The sequence below is a fragment of the Vibrio sp. B1ASS3 genome (assembly GCF_905175355.1).
GTDB classification, from domain to species: domain Bacteria; phylum Pseudomonadota; class Gammaproteobacteria; order Enterobacterales; family Vibrionaceae; genus Vibrio; species Vibrio owensii.
In genome coordinates, this window is the sequence record NZ_HG992743.1 from 2216150 (window position 1) to 2233373 (window position 17224).

The following is a 17224-nucleotide window of genomic DNA, read 5'->3' on the forward strand; positions in this document are numbered from 1 at the left end:
GAACGCCAGATACAAAAAAGGTCACAGCAATACTGTGACCTTTTGTTTTATTTGGCGTCTTAATCTATCTAGCCAAGGAACGAAATGTAACCTTGTAGAATGATCAAGTTAACGATGTCGATGAAGAAGGCACCTACAATCGGCACAACCATGAATGCTTGTGGTGACGGACCAAAGCGGTTAACGATTGAACCCATGTTCATTACCGCCGTTGGGGTTGCACCCAAACCAAAACCACAGTGACCACCGGAGATAACCGCAGCATCATAGTTGCTACCCATCACCTTGAACGTTACGTAATAGGTGAAGATAGCCAGAATCACCGACTGCACGCCCAGAATCACCAAGAATGGGATTGCTAGGTCGAAAATGTTCCACAGTTTTAGGCTCATCAATGCCATTGCTAAGAATAGAGACAGTGATACCGTACCTAGCATATCGACCGTTTCTGTATCCAACTTACGAACTTTAGTCACTTCCAAGAAGTTAGTGATGATAACACCAATGAACAACGCATAAACGAAGTCTGGAATCATCAGCCATTTAATCTCGTAAGTGCTCACCCATTGCTCTACGTACTTCGCACCTGTTACACAGATTAATAGGAAGAACAGTTTCTCAACCACTTTTTTCGCGGTTACTTTGTCTTCTTCGTATTCGTTGTACGTCACCAACTCTGGGAATTTTTCGTGGGTTTTGGCATCTCGGCCACCAGGACCATACTCAGATTCGATCTTGTTCTTTTCGATCAATCGCTGAGCAACCGGACTACCGATGATACCACCGATGATCAAACCGAATGTTGCTGACGCCATCGCGATTTCCAATACGTTATTCAAACCGTAAACGTCTTGGAAAGTTTGTGACCACGCCGCCCCCGTGCCGTGACCACCTGAAAGAGTAATCGAACCCGCGATAAGCCCCATCAGTGGATCTAACCCTAATGCCGCCGCTAATGAGACACCGACACCGTTTTGTATGATGATGTAGAACGACGCGACTGCTAAGAAGATGAATACCTTCGCGCCCCCTTTCATCAACTGAGTGTAGTTTGCTGCTAAACCAACAGTAGCAAAGAACATCAGCATAAATGTGTTCTGCAACGGTAAATCGAATTCCAGATCGATACCGTTAAAATGAAGAGCAGTAATGATGCAGGCGACGATTAAGCCTCCCACAATCGGCTCAGGTATGTTGAATTTCTTTAAGATCGGTAGCTTAGCATTAATAAAATGCCCCAGGAAAAGCACACTGATCGCAACCAAAAAGGACTCCAGTGCACCTACAGATATTAAATGATTCATATCGCCTCTTATTATTGTTCTCTTCATCCTCCGTAATGATTGAGTGTTAGTTTAACCTTCGCTCAATAGCAAATTTTCTCGCTATATTTTTTCGAAAATACTCAAAAGGTTGTGTTAAATGCGCCTTAGGCTAGTTTAAGGGACGGTCGTTAAGCGATGTTCTGATTTACGCGCTATTCGCAAGCCCTAAAATGTAAAAGGAGCCTGTTAAGCTCCTTCTTATCCTCTTCGTAGACAACCAGAAATGACTGCTTGCAGGAGATGGATATAATGTTGTGAGTATTGTCCGAGTGACACTTTCTGAACCGCTATCGGGCTCCCTTACTTAAACAGAAAGTGATCATCACTATCGAGCAAAGTTCCTTCCCGTCATAACGAATAGAGCGCCGTGGTGGCGCTCTAACATCTGGGTTTGCTTGTATCCCATCGTAGTTCAAAAACTCTGACTCATGGTGTTTGGAACGAGCCGAATCCAGGGAAATTCTCAAGCTTGCAACAAGTGTTCTCGTTACAACGGAGCGAGATTATAACATATCGCTGAAAATTTTCCTCATTTCAGTGCTATTCGCCACTTTCATAGTTTGCTTCTGCAATGATCAACTGTTCAATATCATTACTGCAGATGAAAGCGCGAAGTGCCTCGAACTTGGCTTCATCCCACGTATAGATTTGCAGGGCGAGCAGCTTATCAATGATGTCTTGCTCGAAGCGAAGCTTAACGGGTTTTGCCGGAGATCCTGCCACCACGGTGTAAGGTGGGACATCTTTGGTCACGACGCTGTTAGCGGCAATCACTGCGCCTTCCCCAATGGTGACGCCGGGCATGATCATCGCGCGCATGCCAATCCAAGCTGCATCACCAATCACGGTATCGCCCTTGCCTTGGTAAGATTGCTCAATGTCATCAAGAAACGGATACAGACAGAACCAGTCCGTCCTGTGATTATGGTTGCCGCCCATCAAAATCACCGCTTCAGCCGCGATACAAACGTAATCACCGATGTAGAGCTGATCGACTTCCCACCTCGGCTGCCATGCTTTACTGACTTCATCACCATGCAGATAACGCACGACAGAATCTTCGAAGCCGTTATCCCAACAATCGCTGTAATAACTGTGCGTGCCTTTGATGTGGATGTTTTGGTTTTGCACCACTTGGTGCAGGTACTGAAATTTGGACCAATGTTTTTTCATGGCAATTACCTCAATAGAGTAAATGTATGCCACGGAACGATTTCTCGTGGCGTTGTTGCTGCGTTCTCAGTCAACGACGCCTATTGGATGCGGGGTTGCAGTAGTAATGGATTATTCATGAATGTGTCCTCCAGCGCGCACACTATAAAAAGCATGTATAATTTTCAAGCAAACCAAACAAATAACAAGATTCCAAAAATGAAAAGTCACTCTGCCTTTGCCTCTCTGCTGCTGTTTGCTGCCACAGCGTCTGCGAGCGAAAACATTAAAATCGAATACCGCCCTGCGGAAACTGCTGACGATCGCTTTGCTGCGCAAGTGATTGAAAGCAGTGAAGTGAACGACATCTTCGTCCAGCTTTCTGATGATTACTTCCCGTTTGATAACCCACTAACACTGACCTACGGTGGCGAAGACGGTCCACTTTACGATCCAGAAACTCACACCATCCATATTCCCTACACCTTCTATCTGGAATCATTCAACTACTTCACCAACAACAAATACCAAGAACGTTACGGTAAATCACCGAAAACGGGCGCGCTCGATACTTTGCTGCACACACTATTGCACGAAGCCGGACACGCTTACATTGCCGATCAAAACATTCCGGTACTGGGTAAAGAGGAAGATGCGGTCGACAACTTCGCGACCATTTTGTTGATTGATTACGTTGATGACGGTGCCGATGTGGCGATCAGTGCTGCAGACATGTTCGCATTCGAATCCGACGACAGACCGGACTACTACGATTTTGGCGAGTACATTGATGAGCACAGTTTCGATCTGCAGCGTTACTTCTCTACCCTGTGTCTGGTCTACGGCAGCGATCCAGAGCAATACAAAGCCTTACTCAATGAAGTAGAAAAAGATTACTTACGTGATCGCAAAGAGTTCTGCCAATTCAATTACGGCAACATCCGTGATAATTGGCTGCATTACTTGCAAGACAATGAACTAAAAGAAAAATAATCGCGTAAAAGGGAAAAGAACCGCCAATAATGAGCTCAATCATGACCAAACTGACCGTATTTTACGATGGCACTTGTCCCTTGTGCGCCAAGGAGATGAAGGCGCTAAAACAACGCGATGCCAAGCAGCAAATAAAAACCGTCGATATCTACAGCGAGGCGTTCGCCGCTTATCCGCAGATCGATCCGGAGCAAGCCAACACCATTTTGCATGCCCTCAACGATAAGGGAGAGTTGCTGCTTGGGTTGGATGTGACTCATCGTGCATGGCAACTTGTCGGTCGCGGTTGGTTGTATGCACCGCTACGTTGGCGCGTTGTCAAACCTGTTGCGGATTGGCTTTACCTCAAATTTGCCAAAAACCGCTACCGCGTCTCCTACTGGTTAACGGGCACTTCTCGCTGCAATAACGGTTCGTGTTCACGTTAATTGTGATCCTGCTTAAAAATGCTACGACCTTAGTCTAAATTTATAAACTTCCAGTACTTCTGATTGATTAACTCGGTTAATCTCTAAGCATTACAACAATAAGTATTAATAATTTTATCAGGCAAGCTTATTCAGCTTGTCACTTGTAACGCTGCGCCGAGAGAAGGACGTCTCTATGAATCTGACGATCAGAAAACGACTATATATCCTTTCAATAATTCCAATTCTAACCATGGCAATAGGCATGATGTGGTTCACCTACCTACAAACCACTGCCTACAACGAACACGAGATTGAGCAGACTCGAAGTCAAATGATGGAGATGAAAAAAGCCGAGCTCAAAAACTACGTCCAAATGGCGCGCTCCGCCGTCGAGCCACTACTCGCTCAAAATGCCCCACTGGAAGAAGCACTGCCTATCTTGAAACAGTTGGAGTTTGGCCAATCCGGCTACATCTTTGGCTACGATTCAAAAGGCGTGCGTGTCGTGGTGGGTAAAAACACCAAAGGCATCGGAGAGAACTTCTATAACTTGCAGGACAAGAAAGGCAATTACCTAATTCAGGATTTGATCAAAAATTCCAAAACTGGTGAGTTCACGACTTATTACTTCCCGAAACTCGGTCAGAGCGAAGCACTACCGAAACTCAGCTACTCAGTCTTTATTCCTGAATGGGATTTGATGTTGGGTACGGGCTTCTACACTGACGATATCGACGCGATTGTGGCAAACATGGAAGAAGCCGCGCATCAGGCCCTCAACACCACACTGACGGCAATTGCTCTGTTCTGTGTTTCGATTGCAGCTATCGTCGCGGTCTTCGCGGTGTTTGTTAACCGCAGCATCATGAAGCCTATTGAGCAGTTTGATGCCTCAATCCACTCTTTCGCGCAAGGCGATGCAGACTTAACCGCGCGGATGGAAGAATCAAGCGTACCTGAATTCACCCAGCTGAGCCGTAACTTCAATATCTTCGTTGAAAGCCTGCAAGGCATCATCAAGAGTGTTAGCCACGTAGGGCAAGAAGTGGTTTCAGAGACCAACGACATGTCACAGCGAGCATCGCAAGTGGACGAATTGGCTTCAGGTCAACGTGAAGAAACCGAACAAGTCGCTGCAGCAATGACCGAGATGACAGCAACGGCGCACGAGATTTCCAGCAACGCTAACCAAGCGGCGCAATCCGCCAAAGACGCCGATGAAAATTCACAGCAAGCAAAACACATTGTTGATTCCGCAGCGAGCTCTGTCGAAGCGCTCGCACTAGAAGTGTCGGAAGCCAGCACGGTGATTTCTCGCTTAGAAAGCGATGTACAAAACATTTCTTCTTCGCTAGAAGTGATTCAAGACATCGCCGAGCAAACCAACCTATTGGCACTAAACGCAGCCATTGAAGCAGCCCGTGCAGGCGAACAAGGTCGCGGCTTCGCAGTCGTTGCCGATGAGGTTCGTAAACTGGCAAGTCGCACTCAAGACAGCACAGGCGAAATTCACCAAATGATTGAGCAGTTGAAGTCTGGCTCGGATGCAGCAGTGAAAGCCATGGGTTCAAGCCAAGCGCGTGGTGAAGCAACGGTTGAGGAAGCACGAGCAGCCTCCGCCGCACTGCAAGAAATCCAAGCCGCGATTGCTAACATCATGGACATGAACACCCTGATCGCAACAGCAACCGAAGAGCAAAGCCAAGTTGGGCAAGAGATTTCACAACGCATCGAAGTCATCTCTCAACAAAGCAGCCAATCGGCACACCTTGCCAACCAAAACCGTGCAGGCAGTGGCAACCTTAACCACAAAGCTAATGAGCTGTACGACTTGGTCGGTCGCTTTACGGTTTAACGCTTTCCTCACCCATTCACCATGCAAACAGCGACGCCAACTTAGCACCCATAAGGGCAAACCAGATGATTATTATGACCACCAATTTCGGTGACATCGAGATTGAACTGAACCTAGAACGAGCGCCAGTTAGCTCAAAGAACTTCAAAAAATACTGTGAAGATGGCTTCTACAACGGCACCATTTTCCACCGCGTTATCGATGGCTTTATGATCCAAGGTGGCGGTCACACCGAAGACATGACAGAAAAGCCAACGCGCGCACCGATCGCGAATGAAGCAAACCGTGGTCTAAAGAACCTTGTTGGCACTATCGCAATGGCGCGTACCGATGCACCGCACTCTGCAACGGCACAGTTCTTCATTAACTTGGAAGACAATGATTTCCTAGACCACACCGCAACTACCAATCTAGGTTGGGGCTACGCCGTGTTTGGTAAAGTGACCGCGGGTATGGATGTCGTAAATCGCATCGCGAAAGTAAAAACGACCTCTAAGCTTGGTCACGATGATGTGCCATGCGATCCAATCATTATCGAGAAAGTGACGGTCAGCGAATAAGCCTATTCGCCTCTTCGGAGAAATCGTCGCTATAAAACGACAAAAGCGCCTAACGTCTTATGACTTGGGCGCTTTTTGTTTTTATGACTCAGCCTACTAGCTAGAGTTATTGATAGAAAAGCTCGGCTTTTGCTCCGACTAAATCAAGCTCGGAGCCTTGAAAATCAGCCAGATATTCAACAACAAGGTTGTACCCAACCCAATACCCCATGTATTTCGGCCAGCGGCTTTCATCGCTGCCAAGAAAGTAAGCGTCGAAGTTGTAATCTAAGCTGGTCAGCTTGTCTTTCATCTCAGCATAGAAAGGGCGCCAATCTTGATCTTTGATTTGCTCAAACAAGCTCGGAGTGACGCCGCCATTCATCTTACGTTCGAAGTGACAAGCTAACCCTTCCATAATCAGTACATCACCAAGCGCAACGCCATTCTCTCCCGCTCGCATACGGAACAGGTGATGCAACTCATGCGCTAACACCGCAGCTAGTTCTTTCTCAATAACATTCTTAATATCAGCACGTTGAGTATCAAGCAGAATCTCTACACGATAGGCGCTTAAGCAATAGCCACCAATCCCCGTCTGCGGTACGTCATTGCGATCAAACGGGCTAATGGTGAGGTCAATGTTACTTAAATCAAAGTAACTAGAAAGTTGTGAGCTCAGATCATCAAGTTTCTGATGCAAATACTCAGAGATTGGAGACAACTCTCCCGTCGCATTTAACAGGGTTACGCGATAACTCATTTATCTTCCTTGATAATTTGGGTTAAGAGTAGCGAGTTTACAGTGTAAAGAGTGAGCAGTTCTAGCGATTACATCCCTTTGAACAAACTTTGAGATGCACGGCTCACAGGGAGCTTGTTTTCTCCAACGTGAACAAACATCCTTCCAGCAAAGTCTTTGTTTACTTTGCTAATTTTGCACACTTGCACCACGCTTGAACGGTGCACTTGCCAGAACTGTTCTGGGTTAAGCTGCCCTATCAACTCTTTCAACGATGTACGAATCAAATACTCCTGCACTTTGCCTTGTCCTTGTTGTGCATACACAGAAACGTATTTTTCTTCCGCTTTGAAATACAACACATCAGACGTAGCAATCAGATGAATATCTTCCCCTTGCGTCGCTTTGATCCACTGAAGATATTGCGGCGTTTGTGGAGCAGATAATTGCTGCAACTGTTCTAACAGGCTGCTCACCTGCACATTACTGCTTTCTTGCTCTCGCTTGGCAAGGCGTGCTTTCACTCTTTCACACGTCGTCAGGAGGCGCTCATCCGAGATAGGCTTGAGCAAATAATCGGCGGCATTTTGCTCAAAAGCTTTGATGGCGTAATCATCGTACGCGGTGACAAACACAATCAAAGGTGGATTGGCGAATTGATTGAGTTTTTGCGCTAATGTCATGCCATCCAAAACTGGCATACGAATATCGAGAAACGCAATATCAGGTTGGCTTTGCTCAATGGCTTGCAACGCTTGTTCACCATCGGCGACTTTGGCTATCACCTCTAGCTCTGGCCACACTTCAGCTAGGCTTTTATCAAGATGACGCCTCAATAACGGTTCATCATCAGCAATAATGGCAGTAAACCCTGTATTCATTCCTTTCTTCCTTGGTTACGATTCCATTGGCCAACTCAGGCGAACACAAACGCCACCCTGAGCAGACTCACTGATAGAAACCTCTCCTTGACCTGCGAACAAAGCTTCAACTCGCTGCTTGAGATTACTTAGACCCACGCCAGACCCCATGTGCCCACTAACGTGATTCAAGCCAACCCCCGTGTCTCTGACTTCAATCTTCAAGTTCTGTTGTTCGCGCTTAATGAGTAAGCTGACTTCGCCGCCTTCTCGCTTCGGTTCAATACCATGGATGATAGCGTTTTCGATTAAAGGTTGGAGCATCATCGGCGGTAACTCGGTTCTGCCTAATCCCTCTTCCACCTCAATCCTGTAACTGAGTCGATCACCCAAACGGGTTTGTTGGATGCCTAAGTAGGCCTCAAGTAACGCCGTTTCATTGTCTATGGTGGTGTGCTCTTCACGTGAGCTTTTGAGCGTTGCACGCAACAGTGCGGTTAATTGTTCTAGCATCAGCTTAGCTTTATCAACATCTTGCGACATGAGCGCGCTGATATTCGCCAAGGTATTGAATAGAAAATGCGGTTCAATCTGGCTTTGCATCTGCTTAAGCTGACTCAGCAACAGCGCACGATCTTGCTCTGCTTTCTCGCGCTTGATGGCTTCCAACTCTCGTTGAGCGATTGCATGTTGCTCGCGTGAGTAGAAATAGAAAAAGCACATGGCACTGAATAACAACCCCATGAGACCAACCGACAGCATACTTGAGATACCGAAGTATTCCCCAAGCCAAAGCTGAGCGTTCACCACACCAAACAATAGGCATGCCGTCAGCGAGATAGCCACTTCCGCCAAACGAGGAATGGTAGGAAACAGGCGGTCGACAAGCCATGAGAAGAAGATAGCCGAATAGCCAAATCCGAAGCTAACCGCCACATGAATGTAAAATGGACCGCCCCAAACCGAGAGCGTCATTGCTGCGATAAAGAGACAAAATGCCGTGGTCACTAATAAGCTACGCGGCCATCCACTTTTCACCACTGATTTTGCTGAACACATTTAGAATTTCCCTTTGATGTTAAATACAATCATATACTTATCATTGATTTGTGCGTAAGCAGATTGGTCGTCTCCGGTTAAAAAGCGTGCGGCAACTTCCACTTCTACACTTTGATCGCCAGTATCAATCCATTGGTAGTTAAGCCACTGTGTGACAATCACACCACCATCTTGTGGCGACAGCATCACATCCAACGTAGGGGTTACATCACTAAGCCAGCCCATATCCGCTTCGCCGTTCCATGCAGCCCATGCTTCTACATCCCAACTCCAGTGCAGCATTACGTTATGCTGAACGATATTGGCATGCTGAAACCCTTGGGCGTAGCTTGTCGCAAGTAGAGCGCTGCTAGCCAACAGAGAGTTGTTAGGTTCAGGGATCTGAGAGAGTAATTCGCCACGCTCTATTGCTTGTTGCCATTCGCTTTTCGACCATGCTCGGCTGTCGTACCAATATTCGGCAATCACGTTGTGTCCAGCTTGGTTTGCCCAATTCAACCCAATTAAGGCTTGGAATGCGCTGCCTTGCTCCTCAACCGAAACGGGTTGGTAAAGATCACCCTGCTGAAACTGATAGCCGACACTTTGCTTTTGCCACAGCATTGATCCGTGCATGGCGACGGATTCATCCCACACCGCAATGGCACTGGCTCCGAGTAAACCTCGGCGCACATCATCGTAATAACCAATCAGTTGATACTCGGTGTCCCCCACCAGCGCGTATCGACGAATACCAACACCTTGCTGCTCTGCGGCTTGATCAAGAGCACTCTGGTCTTGTTGCCCCCAGCTTGAATCCGTCGCAATGACGGTCCACTCGCCGGCCATATCATAGTGTGAAAGTGAAAACACACCCGCACCCTCTTCTGCGACTAAGCCAACCGGGTTTTGTCGATAAGGCTTAAACAGATCCAAAGGTCGGTAGCCATAACCCACGCCCCAATCCACGCGCAACTTACCTAAACTCACATCAAGAGTGGTATCACCGACTTGCCATTCCCCTAGCCAAGCCAGCTCTCTAATCAGCAACTGGTTATCAGCTTCACTCCACCAATCACTCTTTCCTTGTTGATTGAGGTACAAACCTTGGCTATACAGAGCGAACAAACCACTGAAGTTGTGATAATTCACCTGCACATCCAACAGTGCATTAAGTAAATCACGAGAACTGCCCTGCGCCTGCATAAACGCACTGTCACGCTGCTTGGCAGTTTCGTAGCTGACAGCCCAATCCCACTCAAAACTCAGTTCATCATTGGCAAAAACTGGGGCTGCAGCGCCCACACACAATGACGCAGCAATCAACAGACTGATGCTTTTGTTAAGGTTAAGCTGGTGCGGTTTCATGTGACTTCCTTGCTCGTTTTAATCGCTCTGTTTACGGAGTTGAAGCTAAAGCTGAGTCGTGTTGGCTTTAGGCAAATAGCTTGGGTTGTAAAACTTGTTATCCAGTTGCCAAGGCACGATTTCTTGATACTCGATAACGGTCTTTTTGCTCGGCTGAATGCTATCAAGCAAGGTCATCTCACTGACGTAGTCTTCACCGTTGTCGCTTGCTCGTCCGTATTGCGCTTGCTTGGCGAGTTTGCCAGAGCGCAAGTAAAGATCGGCTTTGATTGGAAACGCATCTTGCTCAGACAACCACAAGTCGATCTTCTGATAGCTCGCCCCTTTGGTTTTCGCGGTTAAAGCAAGGTGATAAGCCGCGACACTCTCGCCGTTCACCGAAACGGTTTCTGTCGCTTTCCATTCACCTTGATAATCTTGGCTCCACGTCAGGGTTGAGATGTCGCCGATAGACGCTTCACCAAGCAGCTTTTGCATTGGCGTAATGCGAATCGGACGTCGGCTCTTTGGCATTTGTAGCCAATAGTTATCGCCCATCATCAGCATCTTTTGCCCAGCTTCGACTGCCGATTTAAACACCACCAACGATTCACGATTTGGACGCGTGTACACGTGGTAAAGGCGAGTTTTATCTAATTCTTGGTCTTGATATAAGCGCACCAGTGACACCACTTTGGAGGAATCATCTTGCAAGCGGTAGCTGTCCGCTTTTTCAATCAATTGCGCAACTTGCTGTGCATCTAGCGGTGTTTCATTCGCACTGGCATTCATGCTTGTAACGCCAGTTACCGTCAGCAATGCAATTGGTAATAGTGATTTGAAATTAAACATAAATCAGTGCCTCCGTAATTGGCTTATTCACCCCCTTGCGCGCCGAGAAAAATGCCGCAACCAAACAAATCATCAATACTGCGAATCCTGCGACAGCCACCAACTCCCAAGAGAAGTAAATCGTTAATGGGTAACCTTCTGTGCGTCCTGGCGGTGGCGGCATTTGCACATCCACGACCATCAGTAAGACGGTAACTAATGCAGTGAACAAAGCGCCGATTAAGCTGCCAATCACCGCGAGTAACCCTGCTTCACGCAAGAACCCAGCAATGATTTCGCGAGGGTAGCTACCAAGAGCCGACAAGGTGCCGATTTCACGGGTACGCTCGGTGACCGACATGGTCATGGTGTTGAACAGCGCGACAAAGACCACCAACGCCATTACTGCACCCATGATGCCGAAGATGCGGTCATACAAATCTTTCACTTTGAGATAGAAAAACGCACGTTCTTGCCAAGGCGTGATCTCAATATCTTGATCACCAAAGTTCTGCTTTTGCTTACTCAGAACCGAAGCCACTTGTTGCTCGACTTGGCTAGTTAAACTGGTATCGAACAGGAAGACAGATAACGCACTGACTTTGTCTGAACCGAGCAGCGATTGCGCGCTGTTGATGTGCACGTACAGCTGGCGTTTATCAAGCTCTGGTACGCCTGTTGAATAGATGCCACGAACTTTGAAGTCATACGCATTCAATGCACCGTCGGTAGTGGTCGCCAGCAAGGTAATCCAATCGCCAACGTGCACGCTTAAGTTGTTCGCCAAATCAACGCCAAGCATCACTTCTGGCTCTGCTGGGTCATAACGCGAAGCATGAATGTTGGATAGAGTCTGCCCTTCGCGCACATCCAAAAACGGTCCTTTCATATCGAATTCGCGCTCGTTAACACCAATGCCCATAAAGATCGATGACTTGTTGCCGTTGGAAATCAAACCGCTGAACTCAACTCGTGGCTGCACGCCTCGCACTTCATTCAAGCCAATCAATTGCTTGGTGATGTAGTCCGCATGAGTTAACCCATTACTCAGCGGCATCTCTTCTTCTTTGGCGAAGTAACCCGGTGTGGTTAACGTCAGATGCCCCGTGTCACGTGCTGTCGATTCTTTCAAACTGTCGTAGGTATACAGACCAAAACCACCCGCACTGGTTAACGCAAACACGGCAATGGCGATGATCAGCATCGACAACAAACTGCGGCGGCGATTACGTTGCAGGTTCAACCAAGCAAGGCGAACGGAAACTGGAATTAGCTTGCCCATGAAACCTCCTCCACACTTGCGTGCGTTTGGGTGATTTTGCCATCCACCAATTCAATGGTGCGATCGCAGCGAGATGCCATACGAGAGTCGTGTGTAGCGACGATAAAAGTGGTGCCAAGCTCGTGTCCGAGCCCTTTCATAATGTCGATGACCTTGTTAGCAGTTTGACTATCAAGACTTGCGGTTGGCTCATCGGCAATCACCAATGCCGGTTTGTGCACTAAGGCGCGTGCAATTGCCACACGCTGCTGCTGGCCGCCTGATAGGTTGTCTGGCATGTGATGAATAAACTCGCCTAAGCCAACGTGCTCTAACATTTGTGTGGCGAGCTCGGTTTGTTCTACTTTTGAAAAGCCATTGAGATGTAGCGGATACGCCACGTTCTCTAGTGCCGTCATCACGGGAACAAGGTTGAATTTTTGGAACACAAAGCCAAGCTTTTCACGGCGCATTTTCGCAGCCTGCATTTGTCCGGTTGGGTATGGGCTGCCTACAAATGTCACCTGACCTTGGTATTGAGTATCCAGCATGCCAAGCACGTTAAGTAAGGTGCTTTTGCCTGAGCCCGACGGTCCACACAATGCCACCATTTCGCCGGCAAACACTTCACCAGACACGTCTCGCAATGCACGTACGGTTTGGCTGCCAAGGGCGTAATCGCGACTGAGTTGATTAAAAACGATCATGACGCCTCCCTAATACTTGGCTAACAACGCTTTCGCGGTTTGCGTTTCTAGATTGCTGTCGCCCAATTGCTCCATTTGCGCTAACCATATTTTGGCTTGTTGAACATCTTCAGCGCGCAGTGCCGCTTCAATGGCATAACGGTAAATCCACGAAGTAGCCGCGAAAGGTTGTTGGCTAAAACTCGGTTCATCGAGCAGAGAAAGGTACAGCTCGTAGCCACGCTCAAAGTGATTGAACATGTCTGGCAGAGAGGTAAACGTAGTAGCTGCCATGGCGGTAGCTAGCTGGTATTCCGGCAAGCCTTGTAAGCGTTGTTGCTCTTGCAGTGGTACTGGCTGATTCGCCATTAGGTCCAAACCTTTTTGGATTGTGGCAAGACCGCGCTCGGTGAACTTCATCTTGTTCCAAGGCATAAACGCCTCACGACCTTGCAACGTTTCAGCACTACCTAAATACACCAAGGTCACCGGCGTTGCGCCTTGCTCTTCGAGTTGTTTAGATAATTCGCCGTAAACGGTATCAACTAAGCCAGAGTCACCTTGCGCCGCTTGGTTGAATTGACTGAGTGTGCGCTCGCTTGGATTAGCCAGAGCCAAATTGCTGCTAAGTGCAAATGCGGCGATAAACGTACTTGCCAGTTTAAGAGCTTTGATTGAGCGAGATTGAGAAACCATCATGTACTGTCCTTAGTTGAACGTGATTTGATGGTTTCAGATTAAGGGAGAAGATCGCACGCTGCTTTTGCATGCGACCAATGGCACTTATGCGGAGTGAATGGTATTGAGAGAGGATGAATGGTTTTGTGTTTCGGCAGCCTGCAATATCGCCTCAATCATTAAGCTGAGAGCTTTAGGCTGGTAGTTGCGTTGGCGATAAACCAAATAGGCTTGGCGATCCCCACGGCTGTATGATTGCGCGACTTGCACCAGATTCAGCTCAGGCTTCACATGACGAATGGGAATCGAGGCGATCCCCAAGCCGTTTTCCACTGCTTTGATCACTGCGGTTATATCATTGACCACTAAGCGCGGCTTGCAGTTGAGCATGTCCACCAGCTTATCTTGTTGGTAGATAGGCACTTGTGTGGTGTGCGTGCTGGCTACCCAATCTTGCTTAGCTAAATCCTCTAAGCTTTCAATGCTGCCGCCCGCTTGCGCTAAGTACTCTGGGCTAACAAAAAAGGCGTGCTCCGCTTTAAACAACGGGCGAGCGATCATGTCATCTAACCCATCCAATTCGAATGTCACCACCAGATCGCGATCGGTTTCTGGAATCGAATTCACTTGGCTAAGCAGTAGATCGATGGTCACTTTTGGGTAGGTTTTGATGTAGTCCTCAACCACCTTGTCGACCAAGTCATTGTAGAAGCGGCTTGGCATCACCAATCGAATTCGCCCTTCGACTTGTTGGCTTTGCTGGTTGAGCTGCAAGATGCCGGATTCAATCTGCGCCATCGCACTGCTGAGCTGATCAAACGCCTGTAAGCCTGTCTCGGTTGCCACCAACTCACGGCCTTTCTTCTCCAACAATCTGAGCCCTAGACGCGCTTCCAGCGCCGATAAACGACGAGACATAGTAGAGACCGGCAGTTCGAGCTTTTTCGCCGCCGCGAGCAGAGAACCTTGCTCAACCACTGAGCAAAACAGGTACAAATCATCAACGTTTCCAAATATGGAATTCATACTTCTTCCATTGGTTATTTTTTCCAATTTTAGATGAGTATAACCTAGCCCACGTAGAAAAGAGACCCGAATATGCCGTGAACGCGGCGCTTGATAACGAATGAATACTAGGTACAGACGTGAAAGAAAATTTTTATAAATACGCGATATACACTGTTTTTTCAGCGGCAGCTTTGTTCTCCGCTTTTTTAGTCACCTCAGATAATGTTTCCCCTTTCACCACCCAAGCGACACTGCATCGTAATGTCGCAACCATTGCGCCGGAGGTATCTGGCGTGATCACAGATGTGATGGTGAATAACGGTGAATTGGTTGAAAAAGGTCAGCCACTGTTTGCTATCGATGCCAGCAGTTACCAATTGAAAGTGGCACAAGCGAAAGCCGAACTGCGCCAAGCTCGTGAATCAGATTCCGCGAAATGGCAACAATTGGCAGCAGCGAAACAAACCCAAAGCCAACGCGAATTCGAATACCACAACGCGAAGCAAAAACTGGCGCGTAACCAGAAACTACGCAATAAAGGGCTGGCAACCGAGCAAGAGCTGGATGACGCGATCACCAATACACAAGTCGCCAGCAGCGCGGTGGAAGCGGCGAACGCGGAAGTGAAGCGCATTGAGGCAGAGCTTTCTACTCAAGACCGCACGGCGGCTATTGAATTGGCAGAAGCAAAACTTGCCAGTGCGGAGCTGGGTTTAAGCCACACCCAAATCGTGGCGCAAACCGAAGGCGTGGTAACGAACTTGCAACTGCAATCAGGCAGCTATATTACACAAGGCACAGCGTCATTGATGCTGGTGGACGAAGCCCATGCGTGGATCAGTGCAGACTTCAACGAAAAAGGCATTGATAAGCTAACTAATGGTCGCGAAGTGTTGGTGTCCTTCGATGCCCTACCCGGCAAAGTATTTACTGGTGAAGTCAGCAGCCAAGAGCGTGCGATTTACGATACCAACAATGCGAATGGACAGCTTTCTAGCGTGACCAATGATACTCGTTGGATCCGTGAGCAACAGAAAGTACGTACCCGCATTACAGTTAACGAGTTGGATCCTTCAATGATTTCTGGTTCACGAGCGAGTGTGATCGTTGAAAGCGGCAATCCTGTTATGGACGTCATTGGTTCGGCTTGGATTCACTTGGTGGCTATGTTCCGCTACATCTACTAGGGGGTGAACCATGCGGACCTTCGAAAGCCTGTTTCAAAGTCGTTCTGAGCGCAATGAAGCACTGCGTGTCGCTCTTACTGTGACAATTTGTATGGTGCTAGGAAAACTGCTGAACCTTGATTCTCCGGTTTATCTTGCGCTGTACCCAACCATCATCATGACCAAGAACAAAGACTACTCTTGGCTTGGTCTGCTTCGCACCTTGCTACCTACGTTATTAGCAGCAAGTGCAGCGTTGGTGGTGACCGAAGTGTTTTCACAACATCCATTTGTGGTGTGGACCATTAGCTTGTTCTTCTTCGATTTCATGCGCCGCAGAGCGACCACACCGCCGAAGAAAGGTCAGATGCTAATGCCAACCTTCAACTGGATTCTGATTGTGGTTTTTGCTCAGCACACTACCATGGACATGCCAATGCGCATTCATGAAATCCTGCTATCGATGCTGATTACCATGGTCGTCGCGAAAACCATGGTGACTCTGTTCCCTGTTGAACGTGGCGGCAAACCACCAGCATTTGAAGAAGAACCTGTTACGTTCGAGAACCGAGCGATTTCACTCGCGTTGATTGGTCTTGGTGTGGCGTTCTTGATGATTGTAGACATCATCTCAGCAACGTTTTGTTTAGTGCCAGTGATTGCCGCAGCAACGCAAACGACACACAAAAGCTTTATCGACGTGGTTGACCGCCGTTTTCAAACTCAAGTGGGCGGCTGTGCATTAGCTGTAGTGTTCACCTTACTGATGGCTGGGCATCAGTCCACGTTCGGTTACTACACCATCGTATTGGGTCTGCTTACCTTTATGATCACCGCATCAATGGCAAAAGCGAAAGGCCCAGCCAAAGACGTCCATGCCGACGCGTTATTGGCGACCATGCTGCCGATTCAGCTGTACATGACCAGCAATGAACTGGGCTTGGAGAGTACCTTCCTTCGAGCTTGGGAGCTTACCGTGACTTTGTTTGTGCTGTGGGCGTTGTACCATTTCACGCACAAACCAGAAAAAGCCCAAGCGTAATCACGCCATCGCCTTAAGTGCTCAATACTTAAGGCGATTCCCTTTCCTATTTTGCTCATTTCATTGCGTTGTCTGTACCAATTTCCATTTCAATCTTATAAAAAATGTGGCGCAAAACCTCAGCCTGGTGTATTTATCCATCCCACGACTTTCCAAGTCAGCTTACCCATAACAGGCGGCGTCGCACACTCCTCTCTTGCACACCTTTGCGTGGTGTCTGTTATTTCCAAATTGGATTCTTAGCATCGGAATAGTTTGAGCTCGCAGAGTTCTGGTTGTTTTCGCCCCGCG

Annotated in this window: 17 protein-coding genes; 6 read left to right on the forward strand and 11 right to left on the reverse strand. The window is 47.9% G+C overall.

Annotation, left to right across the window (positions count from 1 at the left end; translation table 11 throughout):
• Positions 1-68 precede the first annotated feature (68 nt).
• Together gltS and KJB05_RS28120 are read right to left on the reverse strand one after the other, a co-directional pair.
• Positions 69-1304, reverse strand: a complete 1236-nt coding sequence (gene gltS / locus KJB05_RS28115; protein WP_005443440.1) for a sodium/glutamate symporter — start codon at positions 1302-1304, stop codon at positions 69-71.
• Positions 1305-1865: 561 nt separating this feature from the next.
• On the reverse strand, positions 1866-2498 hold the full coding sequence (locus KJB05_RS28120; RefSeq protein WP_041059381.1) for a CatB-related O-acetyltransferase: 633 nt from the start codon (positions 2496-2498) through the stop codon (positions 1866-1868).
• 198 nt (positions 2499-2696) lie between these two features.
• Here KJB05_RS28120 and KJB05_RS28125 point away from each other — a divergent pair, with 198 nt between their 5' ends.
• The 4 genes from KJB05_RS28125 to KJB05_RS28140 all read left to right on the forward strand — a co-directional run bounded on the left by KJB05_RS28125 (position 2697) and on the right by KJB05_RS28140 (position 6295).
• Positions 2697-3470: a DUF4344 domain-containing metallopeptidase gene (locus KJB05_RS28125; RefSeq protein ID WP_208444552.1), complete on the forward strand. Its 774-nt coding sequence runs from the start codon at positions 2697-2699 to the stop codon at positions 3468-3470.
• 41 nt (positions 3471-3511) lie between these two features.
• Positions 3512-3898 carry a DUF393 domain-containing protein gene (locus KJB05_RS28130; RefSeq protein ID WP_020195059.1) on the forward strand — a complete coding sequence of 129 codons (387 nt, stop codon included), beginning with the start codon at positions 3512-3514 and terminating at the stop codon, positions 3896-3898.
• 175 nt (positions 3899-4073) lie between these two features.
• Positions 4074-5735 carry a methyl-accepting chemotaxis protein gene (locus KJB05_RS28135; protein WP_208444551.1) on the forward strand — a complete coding sequence of 554 codons (1662 nt, stop codon included), beginning with the start codon at positions 4074-4076 and terminating at the stop codon, positions 5733-5735.
• A gap of 65 nt (positions 5736-5800) precedes the next feature.
• A complete protein-coding gene (locus KJB05_RS28140; RefSeq protein ID WP_045371231.1) occupies positions 5801-6295 on the forward strand; it encodes a peptidylprolyl isomerase in 495 nt (164 codons plus the stop codon).
• Between the two features lie 106 nt (positions 6296-6401).
• Here KJB05_RS28140 and KJB05_RS28145 read toward each other — a convergent pair whose 3' ends face one another.
• The 9 genes from KJB05_RS28145 to KJB05_RS28185 form a co-directional block, all read right to left on the reverse strand.
• Positions 6402-7037, reverse strand: a complete 636-nt coding sequence (locus KJB05_RS28145) for a DUF2268 domain-containing putative Zn-dependent protease (RefSeq protein WP_208444550.1) — start codon at positions 7035-7037, stop codon at positions 6402-6404.
• A gap of 68 nt (positions 7038-7105) precedes the next feature.
• On the reverse strand, positions 7106-7897 hold the full coding sequence (locus KJB05_RS28150; protein WP_208444549.1) for a LytTR family DNA-binding domain-containing protein: 792 nt from the start codon (positions 7895-7897) through the stop codon (positions 7106-7108).
• A 15-nt stretch (positions 7898-7912) separates the two neighbouring features.
• Positions 7913-8935 (reverse strand): sensor histidine kinase, encoded by a 1023-nt coding sequence (locus KJB05_RS28155; RefSeq protein WP_208444548.1) that lies wholly within the window; start codon positions 8933-8935, stop codon positions 7913-7915.
• Positions 8936-10282 carry a hypothetical protein gene (locus KJB05_RS28160; protein WP_208444547.1) on the reverse strand — a complete coding sequence of 449 codons (1347 nt, stop codon included), beginning with the start codon at positions 10280-10282 and terminating at the stop codon, positions 8936-8938.
• Between the two features lie 45 nt (positions 10283-10327).
• The gene (locus KJB05_RS28165; RefSeq protein ID WP_208444546.1) at positions 10328-11113 is read right to left on the reverse strand and encodes an outer membrane lipoprotein-sorting protein; all 786 of its coding nucleotides are present in this window, start codon (positions 11111-11113) and stop codon (positions 10328-10330) included.
• The gene (locus tag KJB05_RS28170) at positions 11106-12374 is read right to left on the reverse strand and encodes an ABC transporter permease (RefSeq protein WP_208444545.1); all 1269 of its coding nucleotides are present in this window, start codon (positions 12372-12374) and stop codon (positions 11106-11108) included. The genes KJB05_RS28165 and KJB05_RS28170 overlap by 8 nt, the downstream gene beginning before the upstream one ends.
• Positions 12362-13060 (reverse strand): ABC transporter ATP-binding protein, encoded by a 699-nt coding sequence (locus KJB05_RS28175; protein ID WP_208444544.1) that lies wholly within the window; start codon positions 13058-13060, stop codon positions 12362-12364. The genes KJB05_RS28170 and KJB05_RS28175 overlap by 13 nt, the downstream gene beginning before the upstream one ends.
• A gap of 9 nt (positions 13061-13069) precedes the next feature.
• Positions 13070-13738, reverse strand: coding sequence for a hypothetical protein (locus tag KJB05_RS28180; RefSeq protein ID WP_005383200.1), 669 nt, complete (start codon positions 13736-13738; stop codon positions 13070-13072).
• Between the two features lie 84 nt (positions 13739-13822).
• Complete coding sequence (locus KJB05_RS28185; protein ID WP_010453678.1) at positions 13823-14743, reverse strand: LysR family transcriptional regulator; 921 nt, start codon at positions 14741-14743, stop codon at positions 13823-13825.
• A 119-nt stretch (positions 14744-14862) separates the two neighbouring features.
• On the opposite strand from KJB05_RS28185, the gene KJB05_RS28190 reads away from it, so the two are divergent.
• Together KJB05_RS28190 and KJB05_RS28195 are read left to right on the forward strand one after the other, a co-directional pair.
• Positions 14863-15912, forward strand: a complete 1050-nt coding sequence (locus KJB05_RS28190; protein ID WP_208444543.1) for an HlyD family secretion protein — start codon at positions 14863-14865, stop codon at positions 15910-15912.
• Between the two features lie 10 nt (positions 15913-15922).
• A complete protein-coding gene (locus KJB05_RS28195) occupies positions 15923-16933 on the forward strand; it encodes a DUF2955 domain-containing protein (RefSeq protein ID WP_208444542.1) in 1011 nt (336 codons plus the stop codon).
• The last annotated feature ends 291 nt before the right edge of the window (positions 16934-17224 follow it).

What these genes read in the sequence shown, in the direction of transcription:
- KJB05_RS28125 (WP_208444552.1), top strand. Translation starts at nt 2,697, where the DNA reads ATGAAAAGTCACTCTGCCTTTGCCTCTCTGCTGCTGTTTGCTGCCACA.
- KJB05_RS28165 (WP_208444546.1), bottom strand. Translation starts at nt 11,113, where the DNA reads ATGTTTAATTTCAAATCACTATTACCAATTGCATTGCTGACGGTAACT.
- KJB05_RS28155 (WP_208444548.1), bottom strand. Translation starts at nt 8,935, where the DNA reads ATGTGTTCAGCAAAATCAGTGGTGAAAAGTGGATGGCCGCGTAGCTTA.
- KJB05_RS28185 (WP_010453678.1), bottom strand. Translation starts at nt 14,743, where the DNA reads ATGAATTCCATATTTGGAAACGTTGATGATTTGTACCTGTTTTGCTCA.
- KJB05_RS28145 (WP_208444550.1), bottom strand. Translation starts at nt 7,037, where the DNA reads ATGAGTTATCGCGTAACCCTGTTAAATGCGACGGGAGAGTTGTCTCCA.
- KJB05_RS28140 (WP_045371231.1), top strand. Translation starts at nt 5,801, where the DNA reads ATGATTATTATGACCACCAATTTCGGTGACATCGAGATTGAACTGAAC.
- KJB05_RS28120 (WP_041059381.1), bottom strand. Translation starts at nt 2,498, where the DNA reads ATGAAAAAACATTGGTCCAAATTTCAGTACCTGCACCAAGTGGTGCAA.
- KJB05_RS28195 (WP_208444542.1), top strand. Translation starts at nt 15,923, where the DNA reads ATGCGGACCTTCGAAAGCCTGTTTCAAAGTCGTTCTGAGCGCAATGAA.
- KJB05_RS28170 (WP_208444545.1), bottom strand. Translation starts at nt 12,374, where the DNA reads ATGGGCAAGCTAATTCCAGTTTCCGTTCGCCTTGCTTGGTTGAACCTG.
- KJB05_RS28175 (WP_208444544.1), bottom strand. Translation starts at nt 13,060, where the DNA reads ATGATCGTTTTTAATCAACTCAGTCGCGATTACGCCCTTGGCAGCCAA.
- gltS (WP_005443440.1), bottom strand. Translation starts at nt 1,304, where the DNA reads ATGAATCATTTAATATCTGTAGGTGCACTGGAGTCCTTTTTGGTTGCG.
- KJB05_RS28130 (WP_020195059.1), top strand. Translation starts at nt 3,512, where the DNA reads ATGACCAAACTGACCGTATTTTACGATGGCACTTGTCCCTTGTGCGCC.
- KJB05_RS28150 (WP_208444549.1), bottom strand. Translation starts at nt 7,897, where the DNA reads ATGAATACAGGGTTTACTGCCATTATTGCTGATGATGAACCGTTATTG.
- KJB05_RS28135 (WP_208444551.1), top strand. Translation starts at nt 4,074, where the DNA reads ATGAATCTGACGATCAGAAAACGACTATATATCCTTTCAATAATTCCA.
- KJB05_RS28160 (WP_208444547.1), bottom strand. Translation starts at nt 10,282, where the DNA reads ATGAAACCGCACCAGCTTAACCTTAACAAAAGCATCAGTCTGTTGATT.
- KJB05_RS28180 (WP_005383200.1), bottom strand. Translation starts at nt 13,738, where the DNA reads ATGATGGTTTCTCAATCTCGCTCAATCAAAGCTCTTAAACTGGCAAGT.